Genomic DNA, 16428 nt, shown 5'->3' on the forward strand with positions numbered 1-16428 from the left:
GCCGCCGCCGGGGGGCCTCGGCGGCGGCAGGTGGGGTGGCGGGGGGAGGGGGCTGCGGTTATTCTCCGCGCCGCCTGCGAAACCCCGGGGCAACCCCCTCAGAGCACGGGCCCGATCTTGTCCCTCTCCCTGCGCGCCATCCTGCTAGCCACCGCCTGCCTCGCGCCGACCCTGCTGCCCGCGGCGGCGGATGCGCAGGTCCGCCCCCGTGCGCCGGAGCGCGCCGCGCCCGCGCCCGGCGGGGAGGTGATCCAGGGCATCGACATCCGCGGCAACCAGCGGATCGAGGCGGATACCGTCCGGTCCTACATGCTGCTGCAGCCCGGCGACCGCTTCGACGCGGACCGGCTGGACCGCAGCCTGAAGTCGCTGTTTGCCACCGGCCTGTTCCGCGACGTGCAGCTGCGGCGCGAAGGCAGCCGCGTGGTGGTCGAGGTGCAGGAGAACCCGATCGTCAACCGGGTGGCCTTCGAGGGGAACCGCAAGATCTCCGACGACGTCCTGCGTAACGAGGTGCAGATGCGCAGCCGCGCGGTCTTCACCCCGCAGGCGGTGCAGGCGGACCGCCAGCGCGTGCAGGAGCTGTATGCGCGGCGCGGCCGCTTCTCGGCGGTGGTGGAGCCGAAGATCATCCAGCTCGACCAGAACCGCGTCGACGTGGTCTACGAGATCCAGGAGGGCGAGGTCGCCCTGGTCGCCCGCATCAATTTCGTCGGCAACCGGGAATACGGCGACACCAAGCTGAAGGAGATCGTGGCGACCAAGGAGCAGGCCTGGTACCGCATCCTCTCCTCCTCCGACCAGTTCGACCCGGAGCGTCTGTCCTTCGACCGGGAGCTGCTGCGCCGCTTCTACCTGCGCAACGGCTATGCCGATGTGCAGGTGACCAATGCGACGGCCGAGCTGGCGCCGGACCGCAGCGGCTTCTTCGTCACCTATGCCATCGACGAGGGGCCGCGGTACCGCGTCGGCAAGGTCGAGGTGGTGTCGAACATCCGCAACCTCGAGGCGGCCGGGCTGCAGCGGCTGGTCGATATCGACACCGGCGACTGGTATGACGGCGACAGCGTGGAGCGGGTGGCGCAGGCGGTGCAGGACGCCGCCAACCTGCGCGGCTTCCCCTTCGTCGACGTGCAGCCGCGCATCCAGCGCAACCGCGACGAGCGGCGGGTGGACCTGACCTTCGAGGTCAACGAATCGCCGCGCGTCTATGTCGAGCGCATCGACATCAACGGCAACACCCGCACGCAGGACCGCGTCATCCGCCGCGAATTCCGCCTGAGCGAGGGCGACGCCTTCAACGCGGCGCAGATCCGCCGCAGCCGCCAGCGCATCCGCGACCTCGGCTACTTCGCGGATGTGCAGGTCAGCTCGGCGCCCGGCACGGCGCCCGACCGCGCGATCCTGACGACGCAGGTGACGGAACGGGCGACCGGCGAGGTCTCGATCGGCGGCGGCTACTCCACCGATGCCGGCGCGCTCGCCGATCTCGGCCTGCGGGAGCGCAACCTGCTCGGCACCGGCATCGACGCGCGGATCAACGGCACCTTGGCGGAGCGGCGCAGCCAGCTCGACTTCTCGATCACCGATCCCTACTTCCTCGACCGCAACCTGGCGGCCGGCGTCGACATCTTCTTCATCCAGCGCAACCTGCTGAACATCGCCTCCTACCGCGAGAGGCGGGCGGGCTTCACCCTGCGCGCGGGCTACGCCTTCAACGACCGGCTGCGGCAGTCCTGGGCCTATACCCTGGTCAACCGCGAGGTCTACGACATCGCCACCGGCGCGTCGCGCTTCATCACCGAGCAGCGGGGCGAGACGCTGCTGTCGCAGATCGGCCAGACGCTGACCTACGACTTCCGCGATTCCATCATCGACCCGCGGCGCGGCGGCGTCGCCCGGCTGGGCACCGATTTCGCCGGCCTCGGCGGCGACGTCGCCTATCTGCGCCTGCGGCTCGACGGCACCTATTACATCCCGCTGGAATCCTATCTCGGCGATCCCGACTGGTACCTTTCGGTCTCCGGCAGCGTCGGCTACCTGGAGAACATCTTCGGCAAGAACGAGCGCATCATCGACCGCTTCTTCCTGGGCGGCGAGAACCTGCGCGGCTTCCGCATCGCCGGCGCCGGCCCGCGCGACCTGACGACGCGGGACAGCCTCGGCGGCAAGTTCCTCTGGACCCAGAGCACGGAGCTGCGCTACCCGCTGCCGCTGCCGGCGGAACTCGGCCTGATCGGCCGCGCCTTCGTCGATGTCGGGTCGCTGTCGCAGCTGAACGCCAGCTCGCCCAGCCTGGCCGGCGTGCGCTTCGCCGATGACAGCGCGCCGCGCGTCGGCGCCGGCATCGGCGTTTCCTGGCGCAGCCCCTTCGGCCTGATCAATGTCGACCTTGCCCAGGCCGTGGTGAAGAAGTCCTATGACGAGACGCAGGTCTTCCGCTTCGGCTTCGGCACCCGCTTCTGACGCCCCGCATCTGACGACGGAATGCTGATACCATGCGCCCCATGACTGCCCAGGCCCGCGCGGCCGCCGCGTGCCTCACTGCCGCGGCCTTCCTGCTTCCCGGCCTGCCGGCACGCGCGCAGCAGCAGGATCCCGGCTACTTCATTCCGAACCAGGGCCAGCAGCGGCCGGCCCAGCCGCAGCAACAGCAGCAGCAGCGGCCGCCACAGCAGCAGCAGCGCCCGCCACAGGCGGCGCGGCCGCTGCCGCCCGGCCAGCAGCCGCCGGCCGCGGTCATCGGCATCGTCGACGTGCAGGAGATCCAACGCGTCTCCTCCGCCTTCAACCAGGTGCGCGACGAGATCGAGAAGCGGCGGCAGAAGCTGAACGACGACCTGCAGCGCGAGCAGAATGCCTGGCGGGAGGCGCAGCAGCAGCTGGCGAACCAGCGCGCCACCCTGCCGCCCGAGCAGCTGCGGGAGCGGGAGCGGGCGCTGCAGGACCGCATCACCGACAGCCAGCGCATCTTCCGCGGCCGCAACACCGCCATCGACCAGGCGGCCCAGCAGGCCCTGCAGGAGATCGAGCAGACGCTCGGCACGGTGATCCGGCAGGTGGCCGCCAGCCGCAACGTGAACATGGTGCTGCCGCGGCCGCTGGTGATCTTCAACGAGCCGCCCTTCGACCTGACGGAGGAGATCGCGCAGCAGTTCAACCGCACCCTGCGCAGCGTCACCATGCCGCCCGAGGGCGTGGCGACCGAGGCGCCGGCGGCGGCGAATGCGCCGCGCCCGGCTCCCGGGGCGGCCGCGCCGGCCCAGCAGGGCCAGCCGAACCAGCGGCGCTAGGCGACGCCGTGGCGGATCCGCGCTTCTTCCCCGCCGCCGGGCCGACGCGGCTCGCCGACATCGCCGGCGCCGCGGGCGCCAGCTTCGAGGGCGATCCGGACCGGCTGTTCACCGGCGTCGGGCCGCTGCAGGCGGCTGGGCCCGACGACGTCAGCTTCCTCGACAACCGGCGCTATGCCGGGCTGCTGGCGGAGACCAGGGCCGGGGCGGTGATCCTGGCGGGGGCCTTCGCCGGCCAGGTGCCGGCCGGGACCGTCGCGCTGGTGACGCCGCAGCCCTATCTCGGCTTCGCCCGCGCCGCGCGGCTGCTGCACCCGCCGCCGGCGCCGGTGCCCGGCATCCACCCGACGGCGGTGGTGGCCGCGGATGCGGTGGTGGGAGAGGGCACGGAGATCGGTCCCCATGCCGTGATCGGCGCCGGGGCGCGGATCGGGCGCGGCTGCATCCTGGGGGCGCAGGTGACGGTCGGGCCGGCGGTCGAGATCGGCGACCATTGCCGGCTGCTGCCGCATAGCAGCGTCAGCCATGCCATTCTGGGCGAGGGCGTGGTGCTGCATCCCGGCGCGCGGATCGGGCAGGAAGGCTTCGGCTTCGCCCCGACGCCGGATGGGCGGTTCGAGACCATGCCGCAGCTCGGCCGGGTCATCCTCGGCGACTTCGTCGAGGTCGGCGCCAATGCCTGTGTCGACCGCGGCAGCCAGGGGGACACCGTCCTCGGCCCGGGCACCCGCCTCGACAATCTGGTGCAGATCGGGCACAACGTGCGCACCGGCCGGGGCTGCGTCGTGGTCGGGCAGGCGGGCATCGCAGGGTCCACCGTGCTCGAGGACTACGTGACCGTTGCGGCCCAGGCGGGTCTCACCGGGCATCTGCGGATCGGCGCGCAGGCGCGGATCGGTGCCCAGGCCGGGGTCATGAACGATGTCCCCGCGAAGACCGACGTGATCGGCAGCCCGTCCATGCCGGTGCGCGAGTTCTGGCGTGCGATGGCGAAGCTGAAGGCGCTGGGGGGCGGGCGCGGCGGCGAAGGGAAGGCAGGCTAGGACGATGGCGGCGAGCGAGGCGGCGGAGACCGCGGGCCCGGCGACGGTGGAGGCCTATGACATCGCGCAGATCATGCGCGCCATCCCGCACCGCTTCCCCTTCCTGCTGGTCGACCGCGTGGTCGAGGTGGTGAAGAACAGTTCGGCGATCGGCATCAAGAACGTCACCATCAACGAGAATTTCTTTCAGGGCCACTTCCCCGAGCATCCGGTCATGCCGGGCGTGCTGATCATCGAGAGCATGGCGCAGACCGCCGCCGTGCTGGTGGTGGAGACGCTGGGCCCGGAGGCGCGCGGCAAGCTGGTGTATTTCATGACCGTGGAGAACGCGAAGTTCCGCAAGCCGGTGGTGCCGGGGGACCAGATGCGCGTGCACGTCGTGAAGGAGAAGCAGCGCGGCAATATCTGGAAATTCGCGGCCGAGGCGAAGGTTGACGGGAAGGTGGTGGCGGAAGCCACCTATGCCGCCATGATCCTCGACCGTTGAGCGCCTTGGACACCCTCTCCCGTCCGGGCATCGACCCGACCGCCAGCATCGCGCCCGGCGCGGTGATCGCCGAGGGCGCCGTCATCGGCGCCGGCTGCCGGATCGGCCCCTTCTGCTCGGTGGGGCCGGAGGCGGTGCTCGAGGACCGGGTCGAACTCGTCTCGCATGTCGTGGTCGATGGCGCGACGCGGATCGGCGCCGGCACCAAAGTGCTGGCCTTCTCCGCCATCGGGACCCCGCCGCAGGACCTGAAATACAAGGATGAGCCGACGCGTTGCGAGGTCGGGCCGGGCTGCCTGATCCGCGAGGGCGTGACGATCCACCGCGCCAGCGTCGGCGGCGGTGGCGTCACCACCGTCGGCGCCGGCTGCATGCTGATGGCCATGGCGCATGTCGCGCATGACTGCCGCGTCGGCGACGGCGTGATCCTGGCGAACAACGTCATGCTCGGCGGCCATGTCTGGGTGGGCGAGCACGCCTTCGTCGGTGGTGGGGCGGCCGTGCACCAGACGGTGCGGATCGGCAGGCTGGCGATGGTCTCGGGCCTTGCGGGCGTGACCAACGACATCCCGCCCTTCGGCTATGTCTTCGGCCTGCCGGCGCGGCTGGTCGGCTTCAACAAGATCGGGCTGCTGCGCCGCGGCGCGACCCGCGACCAGCTGCGCACCCTGCGGACCGCCAACAACCTGCTGTTCAAGGACCCCGGCGAGTTCGCCGCCAAGCTGGAGCAGGCGACGCAGCGCTGGCCGGACGAGCCCCTGGTGCAGGAGGTGATCGCCTTCGTCCGCGACAGTAGCCGGCGCCGCCAGCTGGTCCGCCCCGGCCGCATGGCCGCCCCCGAGCTTGGCGGCGTCGACGAGGAGAACGGGGACGGGGCGTGACGCGTCGCCCGGATCTCGTGATTTCCAAGGAGCCTTCGGCCCTTGGCGGGGAGGGTCCGGGCGGGGCTGAGCCCCTCCCGAGGCGATGGTGAGGAATCCTCTGGGCCTGCTGGCCGGGGGCGGCGATGTCCCGCTCCGCGTTGCGCAGGCCGCCCGCGCGGCGGGGCGCCCTGTGGCGGTGGTGGCGCTGGCAGGCTGGTCCGACCAGGACTGGCAGGACGTGCCGGTGTTGCGGGAGAGGGTGGGCGCCGCCGGCAGCATCCTCGGCTTCCTGCGCGAACATGGCTGCCGGCAGATCGTGCTGACCGGCCGGGCGCAGCGCCCGGGCTTCCTCTCCCTGCGCCCCGACGCGGTGGGCGCCCGGCTGCTGGCGAAGATCGGCCGGGCCTATTTCGCCGGCGATGACGGGCTGCTGCGGGCGGTGGCGCGGGTGCTGGAGGAGGAGGGGTTCGAGATCCTGCCGGCGCAGTCCCTGCTGCGCGACATCCTGCCGCAAGCCGGTCTGCTGACCGCCGCCGGGCCGGACGAAGCCGCGCGCGCTGACATCGCCCGCGCCGTCGCGGTGGTGCGGGCGCTGGGCGCGGTCGATGTCGGCCAGGGCGCGGTGGTGCAGCAGGGGCTGGTGCTGGGGGTGGAGGCGATCGAGGGCACCGATGCCCTGCTGGCGCGCTGTGCCGGATTGCGGCGAGAGGGGCCGGGCGGCGTGCTGGTCAAGCTGGTGAAGCCCGGGCAGGATCGCCGCCTTGACCTGCCCACCCTGGGGCCCGAGACAGTGCGCGGCGCCGTGGCGGCCGGCCTTGCCGGCATCGCCTTCGAGGCGGGCGGGACCATCCTGGTGGATCGCGCCGCAACGGTGGCGGCGGCGGAGGCGGCGGGGCTGTTCCTGCTCGCCCTGCGCCCCGAGGAATTCGAGGAGAGGACGCCATGAGCAAGTTCCTGCACACCATGATTCGCGTCGGCAACCTGGACCGCAGCGTGCAATTCTACACGTCGCTGCTGGGCATGAAGGAGCTGCGCCGCCGCGACGTGCCGGACGGCAAGTACACCCTCGCCTTCCTCGGCTATGGCGAGGGCAATGCCGAGGGCCAGGCGGAGATCGAGCTGACCTACAATTACGGCGTGGACAAGTACGAGCAGGGCAATGCCTTCGGCCATCTGGCGCTCGGCGTGCCGGACGTGGCGGCGGCCTGCGAGAAGGTCCGCACCGGCGGCGGCAAGGTGACGCGGGAAGCGGGTCCGGTGAAGTTCGGCACCACCATCATCGCCTTCGTCGAGGATCCGGACGGCTACAAGATCGAGCTGATCCAGCGCTGACCGGGGGCGTCGCCGGCCGCGCATGTCGGGCCTCCTCGACCCCTTCGGCCTGCTGCGCGACGCCGCCTATGGGGCGGAACGCTTCGGCCGTTCCCTGCTCGGGCAGGAACGCATCCGCCTGGCCGTCACCGGGCTGACGCGGGCCGGCAAGACCGTGTTCATCACCTCCCTGCTCGCCAACCTGCTGGCGGCGGGGCGCGGCCGCCGCACGCTGCCGGCGCTGGAGGCGGCGGCGGGCGGCAGGCTGCGCGGCGTGAAGGCGGTGGCGCCGGAGCTGCACGGCCTGCCGCGCTTCGACGTGGCGGCGCATGTCGCGGCGCTGGCCGCCAACCCGCCGGCCTGGCCGGCCCGCACCGACGACCTCTCCTCGCTCGAGCTCGTCCTGGAGCTCGACCGGCAGAGCCTTTTCGGCAGCGTCATGGGCCCGCGCACCATCACCCTGGAATTGCTGGACTATCCCGGCGAATGGCTGCTGGACCTGCCGATGCTGCGGCAGGATTTCGCCGCCTGGTCGCAGGCGACGCTGGCGCGGCTGCGCAGCGGGCCGCGCGCGGCGGAGGCGGCCCGGTTCTTCGCCTTCCTCGATGCCCTGCCGAACTACGCCCCCGCCGATGATTCGCTGATCAGGGAGGGCGCGGCGCTGTATCGCGACACGCTGCGCGGCTGCCGCGACAAGCTCGGCTTCCGTTTCCTGCAGCCCGGCCGCCTGCTGAACCCCGGCCCGCGCGGGGAGACGCCGCTGCTGTGGTTCTTCCCCGTGCCGCGCCTGCTGCAGGGCGAGCTGGCGGAGGCGATGGCCGAGCGCCACCGCGCCTATATCGAGGCGCAGCGCGAGGAATTCTTCGAGCCCTATTTCCGCCGCTTCGAACGCCAGGCGGTGCTGGTGGACGTGCTCGGCGCCCTGCATGCGGGGCGGGAGGCCTTCGAGGACACCGCCGATGCGCTGGCCGCCATCGCCGAGGCGCTGCGCTATGGCGGCGGCTGGCTGGACTGGCTGACCGGCGTCGGCGTGGACCGCGTCGCCTTCGTCGCCACCAAGGCCGACCATGTGCCGGCGCGGCAGCGCGATGCGCTCTCGGCCCTGCTGGGCCACCTCGTTGCGGCGCCGCAGGGCCGCGTCGCCAGCGCCGGCGTCGCCACCAGCGTGCATGCCCTTGCCTCCGTCCGCTGCACGGAAGACGACGTGGCGACGCTGGACGGCCGCCCGGTGGCGGCGGTGCGCGGCGTGCTGATGGAAAGCCGGCGCAGCGCCAAGGTCTATCCCGGCGAGATCCCGCTGCGGCCGCCCGAGCCCGGCTTCTGGGAGCACGGCTTCTTCGAGATGCCGGAATTCCAGCCGCCGCGGCTCGACCCCGCCGGGGGCGCCGGCGTTCCGCATCTCGGCCTCGACGCGCTGGTGGCGGCGCTGATCGGAGACAAGCTGTGAGCGACCCGAACGCGCCCCGCGGCCCGCGGGTGATCCTGGAGGAGGATACGCGGCCGGCCCAGCGCCTGGACTTCCAGTGGGAGCAGGCGGTGGTGCCGGTGGCGGAGCCCCGCCCCACCGTGCGCTGGTCCGGCATCGGCCGGGTGCTGGGCGGCGGCGCGCTGCTGATCGGCGGCATCACGCTGATCGATTCGGTGAATTTCGTCGTCGACCAGTTCGGCCGCGGCATGCTGGAAGGCGCGGCGACGCTCGGCGTGGTGGCCGGCGGCATCGCGCTGATCGGGTCCGGCGTCTGGCGGGAATTCCGCGGCCTCGCCTCCATCCGCAACGTCGACCAGGCGCGTGCCGCCTTCGCCCGCGGCGACCTGGCGACGGCGAAGGCGGAGGCGCTGCGCTGGGCCGCGACGGTGCCGGACGGCGCGGCGCTGGTCCCTGCCATCCAGGCGGCACGGACGGTGGACGAGCTGCAACTGGCCTTGCAGCCCTGCATGCAATCGCTGGAACAGCGCGCTGGCGCCCTGGGCCGCAGCGCCGCCATGCAGGCTTTCGCCGTCACCGCCATCAGCCCCTCGCCGGCGCTGGATGCGCTGATCTTCGCCTGGCGCGGGGTGCGGCTGGTGCGGCAGGTCGCGTCCCTGCACGGACTACGGCCCGGCCTGTTCGGCACGCTGGCGCTGCTGCGGCGCACGCTGTGGGATGCGGCGACGGTGGCGGCGACCGATGTGGTGCTGGATGCCGGGGCACGGGCGCTGCTCTCCAACCCGCTGCTGCAGCATGTGGCGGGGGAGGTGGGGGCGGGCGCCGTCGCGGTGCGGCGGATGCTGCGGCTGGCCAAGGTCTCGGCCGAGGCGTGCCGGATCACGCCGACACAGTAGATTTTCGTTTCTGTGTCGTATATGAGTCGCTTCCGCTTCAACGGAGGCGGCCATGTGGGTGGATCCCTCGGAGCGGTCGATACCAGTCGGGCGGCGATCCTCCGGCGGCGTGCCATGGGCCTGGGTCGTGCTGGGCATCGTGCTGACGCTGGTGGCCGGCGGGATGGCGATGCTGCTGCGGCAGGGCATGCCGGCGCCGGCCCCGCCGCAGGCTCCCCCGCAGGCGGCTGCGCCCGCCGCGCCGGAGCCGCCCTCCGCCCTGCCCGCGGCGACGCTTCGCCGCCTGGCACCAGCGGCCCGGCAGCTTGCCGACCGCCTGGCCGAGGAGCCGTGCAACCGCACCGTGGCGCTGGACCTCGCCCAGGCGCTGAACCAGGCGGCCGAGTACCGCGCCATGCTCATCGTGGAAGCGGCGGCGCGCGAGCGCTGCGGGCTGGACGAAGCGCTGCTGCACCCGCGGCTGCAGGCGCAGCTCCTCTCGGCCGATCTGGCCGGCGCGGCGCGAACGGCCGATGAGCTGGTGGAGCGCTATCCCGCCGATCCGCAGGCCTGGGGCTGGCGGGCCGAGCTGCGGGAGAAGGCCGGCGACTGGACGGCCGCGGCGCAGGACTGGCGGCAGGCGCTCGGACGCTTCGCCGATCCGGGCAATGTTGCCCTGTCCACCTACTACTCGCTGGCGCGGGCGGAGGCGCGGGCCGGGCGGCCCTGCGACGCGCTGCTCACCCTGCGCGACTTCGTCGCTTTCGACCCGGTCCAGCGCCGAACGCAGCAACTGGGCACGCTGATGCGCGACTGGCGGCAGCAGGGCGGCTGCCCGGCGCCCTTCGGCAGCGGCGGCGCCGAGCTTCGCTACGATGCGCGCGCCGGCGCCGTCATCGTCCCGGCCGAGTTCGACGGCACGCCGGCGCGCGTCATCCTCGACACAGGCGCCACGCGCACCACCCTGACCACCGCCTTCGCGGCCCGCATCGGCCTGCGGCAGGACCGGTCGGATGGCGCGCTGGTCGGGACGGCGAGCGGCACGGCCTGGGTGGCCGGCGGGCGGGTGCGGCGCATCGCCGTGGGCGGCGCCGTGGCGCATGACGTGCCCGTGCATGTGCTGGTGGAGTCGAAGGCCGCGCTCGGCCCCGGCGTGGATGCGCTGCTCGGCCTGTCCTTCCTCGGCAATTTCAGCCTGCAGCTCGGCAACGGCGTGCTGGAGCTGCGGCCGCTGCCATGAGGCCGGGCCGGCGGAGGGCGGGACGGGTGGCCGTGTCGCCCCCGGTCGGCGCACCCCGCCGCAGGCCGCAGTTCGCGGCATGGGTCCGCGCGTTCCCGCCCTGCCGCGATCGGCCAGACCAGATCCCGATCAGGTGGAATCACCTGAGAGGGTGACGATGCTCGTGGATTCAAATGACTAGAGCGGTTGCCGTGAGCCATGGCGAACGGCAACCGCTCTAATCCAGCCTGATGCCGGCCTTGCGGATCACCTCGCGCCATTGCGCGGTCTCGCGGCGGATCAGGGCGCCGTAATCGGCCGGGCTGCTGGCGACCACGGCATAGCCCTGCGCCTCCAGCTTCTGCCGCAGCGGCGGCTCGCGCGCCGGGGCGAGCAGCAGGGCGTGCAGGCGATCGACCAGCGGCGCCGGCACGCCGGCGGGCACCACATAGCCCCAGAGCCCCACCAGATCCACCGCGGGGAAGCCAGCCTCCGCCGCCGTCGGCACCTCCGGCAGCAGCGGGGTGCGGGTGGCGCCCGTCACCGCCAGCGCCCGCAGCCGTCCCGCCTGCACATGCCCGAAGGAGGAGGAGAGGGCGGCGAAGCCATAGGGCGTCTCGCCCGCGACCAGGCCGGCGATCTGCGGCCCGCCGCCGCGATAACCGACCGGCGTCACCTCCACGCCCGCCGCCTGCTGCAACTGGATGACCTGCAGGTGCGATGGCGTGCCGATGCCGCCGTGCGACAGGCCGAGGCCCGGCCTTGCCCGCGCCTCCGCGATCATGCCGCCCAGGTCGCGCGCCGCGGCGCCGGGCGCCGCCAGCAGCAGGCCGGGCGTGGTGACGGCGAGGCCGAGCGGCTGCAGGTCGCGTTCGGCATCGTAGGGCAGCCGGTCGCCCAGCAGGCCGGGGTTGACCAGCAGGGCGTTGTCGTTGCTGCCGATGGTGTAGCCATCCGGCGCCGCGGTCGCCACCGCCTGGGTGCCGGGCACGCTGGCGCCGCCGCCGCGGTTCTCCACCAGGAAGGACTGGTTGGCGAGTTCCGAGGCGTGCTGCGCCAGGATGCGCGAGACGATGTCGCTCGACCCGCCCGGGCCGTAGGGCACGATGATGCGCACCGGCCGCGCCGGGAAGCCGGGCGCTTGCGCCCGCGCCGCGGCCGGCAGCGCAAGGGCGCCGAGCAAGGCGCGCCGGCGCATCGCGTCAGCCCTCCAGCCGGACATTGGCGATGCGCGCCACCTCGCGCCATTGCGCGATCTCGCGGCGCACGAAGGCGCCGAACTCGTCCGGCGTGCCGGGCGCCACGGTCGCGCCCAGTTCCAGGAAGCGGGCGCGGATGGCGGCCTCCGACAGCACGGCGTTCAGGTCGGCATTCACCTTGCGGGTGATGGTCTCCGGCAACCCCGCCGGCCCGACCAGGCCGGTCCAGCCATAGGCGCCGTAGCCCGGCGCCACCGTCTCGGCGATGGTCGCCACTTCCGGCAATTGCGGCGCACGATCGGGCGTCGTCACCGCCAGGGGGATGATCTTGCCGGCCTGGATATGCGGCAGGGAGGAGGTGACGCTGTCGAACATCAGCGGCACGGTGCCACCCAGCAGATCGGCCATGGCCGGGCCGCTGCCGCGGTAATGCACCATGTTGAAGCGGGTGCCGGTGCGGTGGCTGAACAGCTCCGCCGACATGTGCTGGCTGGTGGCCGGGCCGGCGGTGGCCAGGTCGATGCCGCCAGGAGCCGCCTTCGCCGCCGCCACCAGCGCCTGCGCCGTGCGATGCGGGAAGGACGGGTGCGCGACGATCAGCAGCGGCAGCACCGCGACATTGCCGATGAAGGTGAAGTCCCGCTCGGCATCATAGGGGATGCGCGGCAGGACGGAGGGGTTGACGGAGAGCGTGCCGGAGGTGCCGGCGGTCAGCGTATAGCCATCCGGCGCGGCGCGGGCACCGGCCTCCAGCCCCGGGGCGCCGGCGCCGCCGCCCCGATTCTCCACCACCACGCGCTGCGGCCAGCGCCGCGACAGCTCATCGGCCAGCACGCGAGTCAGGATGTCGGCGGCCTGGCCAGGCGGGAAGGGCACGATGATCTTCACCGGCTTCTCCGGCCAGGGCGCCTGCGCGCGCCCGATGGCCGGCATCGCCAGCGCCGCGCCCAGCAGCGCGCGGCGCCGGGTCACGCCACCTGCTCCGCCAGCCGGTCCAGGTGGGTGGCGGTGTCGCCGAACAGATGCTCGATCACCATGACGCGGCGGAAGAAATGGCCGACAGCGTATTCCTCCGTCATGCCGATGCCGCCATGCAGCTGGACCGCCTGCTGGGAGACGAAGCGGCCGGCCTGTCCGACACCGACCTTGGCCATGGAGATGTGGCGGGCGCGCTCCGCGGCGTCCTCCTCCTCCAAGGACATCGTGGCGAGCATGGCCATGGACCGGCCCTGCTCCATCGCCACCAGCATCTCGGCGGCGCGGTGCTGCAGCGCCTGGTTCTCGCCGATTGGCTTGCCGAACTGCACGCGCGTCTTCAGGTAGTCCAGCGTCATGGCGTGCATGGTCTCCATGGCGCCGATGACCTCGGCCGCGGTCGCGGCGATGCCGGCCTCCACTACCCGCTGGATGACGGGCAGGGCGGCGTCCTGCAGGCCGAGCAGCGCCTCCCGCGGGACCTGCACGGCGGAGAGCGAGAGCTCCGCCGCCTCCGTGCCGTCGCGCAGCCGGTAGCCGCGGCGGGCAAGGCCCGGGGCATCCGCATCCACCAGGAACAGGCTCAGCCCTTCCGCCTCGGCTCGGCTGCCGCCGGTTCGGGCGCTGACGACCAGCTTGTCCGCCGTCGCGCCGTGCAGCACCACGCTCTTCGCGCCTTCCAGCAGGAAGCCGCCGCCCTGCGGCTTCGCGGTGGTGAGCACATCGGTGATGTCGTAGCGCGCCTGCCTTTCGTAATGCGCGAAGGCGAGCCGCAGCGAACCCGCCGCGACCTCGGGCAGGATCTCGCCCTGCTGCGCCGCGTCGCCGGCCAGCCGCAGCGCGGTGCCGCCCAGCACCACCGTGGCCAGGTAGGGTTCCAGCACCAGGTGCCGGCCGAAGGCCTGCATCAGCAGCATGACATCCACGGCGCCGCCGCCGAAGCCGCCATGCTCCTCGGCGATCGGCAGGCCGGTCAGGCCCAGCTCGGCGTATTTCTGCCAGAGCGTCTCGCTCCAGCCCTGCTCGGTCTTCAGCAGCGCCTTGCGCTGCTCGAAGGAATAGCTGTCGGACAGCAGGCGGGCGACGCTGTCGGTCAGCAGGCGCTGGTCGTCGGTGAGGTCGAAATCCATCTCAGAGCCCCAGCACGGCCTTGTTGAGGATGTTCTTCTGGATCTCGTTGGTGCCGCCATAGATCGAGGCGGCACGCAGCATCAGGTAGTTCGGCGCCATCTGCGGCGCCCAGTCGGGGCCGATGGCGGGCTCGTTCGCCAGCGCCGCCAGCTCCTGCTGCCAGACCGGCATGGCCTGCGGGCCGCCGACATCCATCACCAGCTCGCTGCTGGCCTGCAGCAGCTCCGTCCCCTTGATTTTGAGCACGGAGGACAGCGGGTCGGGCCGGTTGCCGCCGGCCTTGGCATAGGCCGAGACGACGCGGAGCTGGGTGATCTCCAGCGCCTTCATCTCCACCTCGATCTGGGCGACGCGCTGGCGGAAGGCCTTGTCCTCGATCAGCGGGCGGCCGTTCATCCGGACCTCCTTCGCCACCTCCTTGGCGAAGCGCACGCGCTCCTTGCTCTTGCCCAGGCGGGCGATGCCGGTGCGCTCATTGCCCAGCAGGTACTTGGCCACCGACCAGCCCTTGTTCTCCTCGCCGACCAGGTTCCCGACCGGCACCCGGACATCGGTGAAGAACACCTCGTTCAGGTGGTGGCTGCCGTCGATGGAGATGATCGGCCGCACCTCGATGCCAGGCGTCCTCAGGTCGATCAGCAGGAAGGAGATGCCGTCCTGCCGCTTGGCGGCCTGCGGGTTGGTGCGGACCAGGCAGAAGCACCAGTCGGCATTGTGCGCCGTGCTGGTCCAGATCTTCTGGCCGTTCACCACGTAGTGGTCGCCGTCGCGCACCGCGGCGGTGCGTAGGCTGGCGAGGTCGGAGCCCGCGCCGGGCTCGGAGAAGCCCTGGCACCACCAGTCATCGAGGTTGGCGGCGCGCGGCAGGAAGTGCTTCTTCTGCGCCTCGGTCCCGAACTGGATCAGGACGGGGCCGAGCATGGTGATGTTGAAGGAGAGCAGCTCGGGCGCCGGCGCCGAGAGGTTCTCCTCAAGGAAGATCATGCGCTGGATGGGCGTCCAACCCGGTCCGCCCCATTCCGTGGGCCAAGAATAGGCCGCCCAGCCGCGCTCGTTCAGGATGCGCATCCAGGCGATGGTGTCCTGCTTGCGCGGCGGGTGGCCCAGCCGCATGCGTTCGCGGATCTCGCGCGGGAGATGATCCCGGATGAAGGCGCGCACCTCCTCGCGGAAGGCCGCTTCCTCGGGCGTGAAGCGCAGGTCCATGCCGCGTTTCCTCCTGATGTCGTTGGCCGAAAGTGTGACCCTGGCCGGGGCGGGCGGCAAGCCTGCTGCCCGGGCATGGTCCCCAGCGGCACGATCCCGCGCCCTGTCCCGCCGCCCCCGGCTGGCGCAGAGTGCCGGCGGCAGGAAGGGCAGGGAGGGCCGCGATGGGCCAGTCGAACACGGTGCGGGTGGCGGTGCTGCCCGGCGACGGCATCGGGACGGAGGTGACGGAGGCGACGCTGGCGGTGCTGGAGCCGCTGGCGAAGCGCCATGGCATCGGCATCGCGACCGAGACCCTGCCGGCTGGCGCCTTCCACTACCAGGCGACCGGCGACGGGTTTCCCGAAGCCAGCTTCCGCGCCGCGGCCGCCGCCGATGCCATCCTCCTCGGCGCCATGGGCTGGCCCGGCATCCGCCAGGCGGACGGGACCGAGATCGCCCCGCAGCTCGACCTGCGCTTCCGGCTCGGATTGTACGCCGGCGTGCGGCCGGTGCGGGCCATCCCCGGCGTGCCGGTCGCGCTGGCCGATCCGCGCGCGCGGGGGATCGACCTGGTGCTGATCCGCGAAAGCACGGAAGGGTTGTTCCACTCCCGCGGGAAGGGGCTGGTGACGGAGGAACTGGCGGAGGAGACGCTGCGCATCACCCGGACAGTGACCGAGAAGCTCTCCCGCTTCGCCTTCCGCCTCGCGCAGCGGCGCAGCGCACAGCGCGGCCGGCCGGGCAAGGTGACGCTGGTGGACAAGGCCAATGTCTTCCGGGCCTTCGCCTTCATGCGGTCGGTCTTCGACGGCGTGGCGGCGGAGTTCCCGGGGGTGGGCAGCGGCCACCACTATGTGGATGCGATGGCGCTCGACCTGGTCCGCAAGCCCTGGGAGTTCGACGTGCTGCCGACCGAGAACATGTTCGGGGACATCCTGTCCGACCTCGGCGCCGGGCTGGTGGGCGGCATGGGGTTTTCTCCCTCCGCCGATATCGGCGACGAGCATGCGGTGTTCCAGCCGGCGCATGGCACCGCGCCGGACATCGCCGGTCAGGGGATCGCCAACCCGACCGCGACGCTGCTCTCGGCGGCGATGATGCTGGACTGGCTGGCCTCCCGCGGGGCGGGGCAGGGCTTCGCGGATGCGGCGACGGAGCTGGAAGGCGCGGTGGACCGGGCCTTCGCGGCGGGGCTGCGGACGGCCGATATCGGCGGCAGGGACGGGACCGTGGCGACGGCGAAGGCCGTGCTGGCGCGGATCGGCGGATGACCGCGGCGCGGCGGAGGAGGCGGGGGGCGTGATCACGCGGCGGGGCCTGCTGGACGGCATCGCGGCAGCGGGCGGGGCGCGGGCGGCCATCGCGGCGCTGGCGGCGCTGGGCGGGCTGCCGGCAACCCCCGCCGCGGCCGCCCCGCC

Annotated in this window: 16 protein-coding genes; 11 read left to right on the forward strand and 5 right to left on the reverse strand. The window is 72.5% G+C overall.

Going from position 1 to position 16428, the window contains the following annotated elements; all coding sequences use genetic code 11:
* The first annotated feature begins 117 nt into the window (after positions 1–117).
* Positions 118–2466: an outer membrane protein assembly factor BamA gene (bamA, locus tag E2C05_RS05245; RefSeq protein WP_133218550.1), complete on the forward strand. Its 2349-nt coding sequence runs from the start codon at positions 118–120 to the stop codon at positions 2464–2466.
* On the opposite strand, the gene E2C05_RS34535 is transcribed toward bamA, so the two are convergent.
* Positions 2418–2771 (reverse strand): hypothetical protein, encoded by a 354-nt coding sequence (locus E2C05_RS34535; protein ID WP_207191657.1) that lies wholly within the window; start codon positions 2769–2771, stop codon positions 2418–2420. The genes bamA and E2C05_RS34535 overlap by 49 nt on opposite strands.
* Here E2C05_RS34535 and E2C05_RS05250 point away from each other — a divergent pair.
* The 9 genes from E2C05_RS05250 (at position 2757) to E2C05_RS05290 (ending at position 10538) form a co-directional block, all read left to right on the forward strand.
* Positions 2757–3293, forward strand: coding sequence for an OmpH family outer membrane protein (locus E2C05_RS05250; protein WP_240046587.1), 537 nt, complete (start codon positions 2757–2759; stop codon positions 3291–3293). The genes E2C05_RS34535 and E2C05_RS05250 overlap by 15 nt on opposite strands.
* An 8-nt stretch (positions 3294–3301) precedes the next feature.
* Entirely contained in the window at positions 3302–4336 is a 1035-nt protein-coding gene (gene lpxD / locus E2C05_RS05255; RefSeq protein WP_133218552.1) for a UDP-3-O-(3-hydroxymyristoyl)glucosamine N-acyltransferase, read from the forward strand.
* A 4-nt stretch (positions 4337–4340) separates the two neighbouring features.
* On the forward strand, positions 4341–4823 hold the full coding sequence (gene fabZ, locus E2C05_RS05260; RefSeq protein WP_133218553.1) for a 3-hydroxyacyl-ACP dehydratase FabZ: 483 nt from the start codon (positions 4341–4343) through the stop codon (positions 4821–4823).
* Positions 4820–5704 (forward strand): acyl-ACP--UDP-N-acetylglucosamine O-acyltransferase, encoded by an 885-nt coding sequence (lpxA, locus tag E2C05_RS05265; RefSeq protein ID WP_192912418.1) that lies wholly within the window; start codon positions 4820–4822, stop codon positions 5702–5704. The genes fabZ and lpxA overlap by 4 nt, the downstream gene beginning before the upstream one ends.
* Before the next feature lie 85 nt (positions 5705–5789).
* Entirely contained in the window at positions 5790–6632 is an 843-nt protein-coding gene (locus E2C05_RS05270) for an LpxI family protein (protein ID WP_133218554.1), read from the forward strand.
* Positions 6629–7018 carry a lactoylglutathione lyase gene (gene gloA / locus E2C05_RS05275; protein WP_133218555.1) on the forward strand — a complete coding sequence of 130 codons (390 nt, stop codon included), beginning with the start codon at positions 6629–6631 and terminating at the stop codon, positions 7016–7018. The genes E2C05_RS05270 and gloA overlap by 4 nt, the downstream gene beginning before the upstream one ends.
* A 22-nt stretch (positions 7019–7040) precedes the next feature.
* Positions 7041–8444 (forward strand): YcjX family protein, encoded by a 1404-nt coding sequence (locus E2C05_RS05280; RefSeq protein WP_133218556.1) that lies wholly within the window; start codon positions 7041–7043, stop codon positions 8442–8444.
* Positions 8441–9319 (forward strand): DUF697 domain-containing protein, encoded by an 879-nt coding sequence (locus E2C05_RS05285; RefSeq protein WP_133218557.1) that lies wholly within the window; start codon positions 8441–8443, stop codon positions 9317–9319. The genes E2C05_RS05280 and E2C05_RS05285 overlap by 4 nt, the downstream gene beginning before the upstream one ends.
* A gap of 109 nt (positions 9320–9428) precedes the next feature.
* Positions 9429–10538, forward strand: coding sequence for a retropepsin-like aspartic protease (locus E2C05_RS05290; RefSeq protein ID WP_133218558.1), 1110 nt, complete (start codon positions 9429–9431; stop codon positions 10536–10538).
* A 217-nt stretch (positions 10539–10755) separates the two neighbouring features.
* On the opposite strand, the gene E2C05_RS05295 is transcribed toward E2C05_RS05290, so the two are convergent.
* Genes E2C05_RS05295 through E2C05_RS05310 form a run of 4 tightly spaced genes read right to left on the reverse strand, consistent with a single transcriptional unit; the run spans position 10756 to position 15028 of the window.
* Positions 10756–11715 (reverse strand): Bug family tripartite tricarboxylate transporter substrate binding protein, encoded by a 960-nt coding sequence (locus tag E2C05_RS05295; RefSeq protein WP_158291963.1) that lies wholly within the window; start codon positions 11713–11715, stop codon positions 10756–10758.
* Between the two features lie 4 nt (positions 11716–11719).
* Positions 11720–12688 (reverse strand): Bug family tripartite tricarboxylate transporter substrate binding protein, encoded by a 969-nt coding sequence (locus E2C05_RS05300; protein WP_240046589.1) that lies wholly within the window; start codon positions 12686–12688, stop codon positions 11720–11722.
* Complete coding sequence (locus E2C05_RS05305; RefSeq protein WP_133218560.1) at positions 12685–13821, reverse strand: acyl-CoA dehydrogenase family protein; 1137 nt, start codon at positions 13819–13821, stop codon at positions 12685–12687. Before E2C05_RS05305 ends, E2C05_RS05300 begins: the two co-directional genes overlap by 4 nt.
* 1 nt (position 13822) lies before the next feature.
* Positions 13823–15028 carry an acyl-CoA dehydrogenase family protein gene (locus E2C05_RS05310; RefSeq protein ID WP_133218561.1) on the reverse strand — a complete coding sequence of 402 codons (1206 nt, stop codon included), beginning with the start codon at positions 15026–15028 and terminating at the stop codon, positions 13823–13825.
* A 164-nt stretch (positions 15029–15192) separates the two neighbouring features.
* On the opposite strand from E2C05_RS05310, the gene E2C05_RS05315 reads away from it, so the two are divergent.
* Positions 15193–16281: an isocitrate/isopropylmalate dehydrogenase family protein gene (locus E2C05_RS05315; protein ID WP_133218562.1), complete on the forward strand. Its 1089-nt coding sequence runs from the start codon at positions 15193–15195 to the stop codon at positions 16279–16281.
* Positions 16282–16428 lie beyond the last annotated feature (147 nt).

The organism is Paracraurococcus ruber (assembly GCF_004353985.1).
Classification (GTDB): domain Bacteria; phylum Pseudomonadota; class Alphaproteobacteria; order Acetobacterales; family Acetobacteraceae; genus Paracraurococcus; species Paracraurococcus ruber.

Excerpts from the sequence above, each read along its gene's own strand:
- fabZ (WP_133218553.1), top strand. The coding sequence starts at position 4,341 with ATGGCGGCGAGCGAGGCGGCGGAGACCGCGGGCCCGGCGACGGTGGAG.
- E2C05_RS05270 (WP_133218554.1), top strand. The coding sequence starts at position 5,790 with ATGGTGAGGAATCCTCTGGGCCTGCTGGCCGGGGGCGGCGATGTCCCG.
- gloA (WP_133218555.1), top strand. The coding sequence starts at position 6,629 with ATGAGCAAGTTCCTGCACACCATGATTCGCGTCGGCAACCTGGACCGC.
- E2C05_RS05280 (WP_133218556.1), top strand. The coding sequence starts at position 7,041 with ATGTCGGGCCTCCTCGACCCCTTCGGCCTGCTGCGCGACGCCGCCTAT.
- E2C05_RS05295 (WP_158291963.1), bottom strand. The coding sequence starts at position 11,715 with ATGCGCCGGCGCGCCTTGCTCGGCGCCCTTGCGCTGCCGGCCGCGGCG.
- E2C05_RS05305 (WP_133218560.1), bottom strand. The coding sequence starts at position 13,821 with ATGGATTTCGACCTCACCGACGACCAGCGCCTGCTGACCGACAGCGTC.
- E2C05_RS05310 (WP_133218561.1), bottom strand. The coding sequence starts at position 15,028 with ATGGACCTGCGCTTCACGCCCGAGGAAGCGGCCTTCCGCGAGGAGGTG.
- E2C05_RS05315 (WP_133218562.1), top strand. The coding sequence starts at position 15,193 with ATGGGCCAGTCGAACACGGTGCGGGTGGCGGTGCTGCCCGGCGACGGC.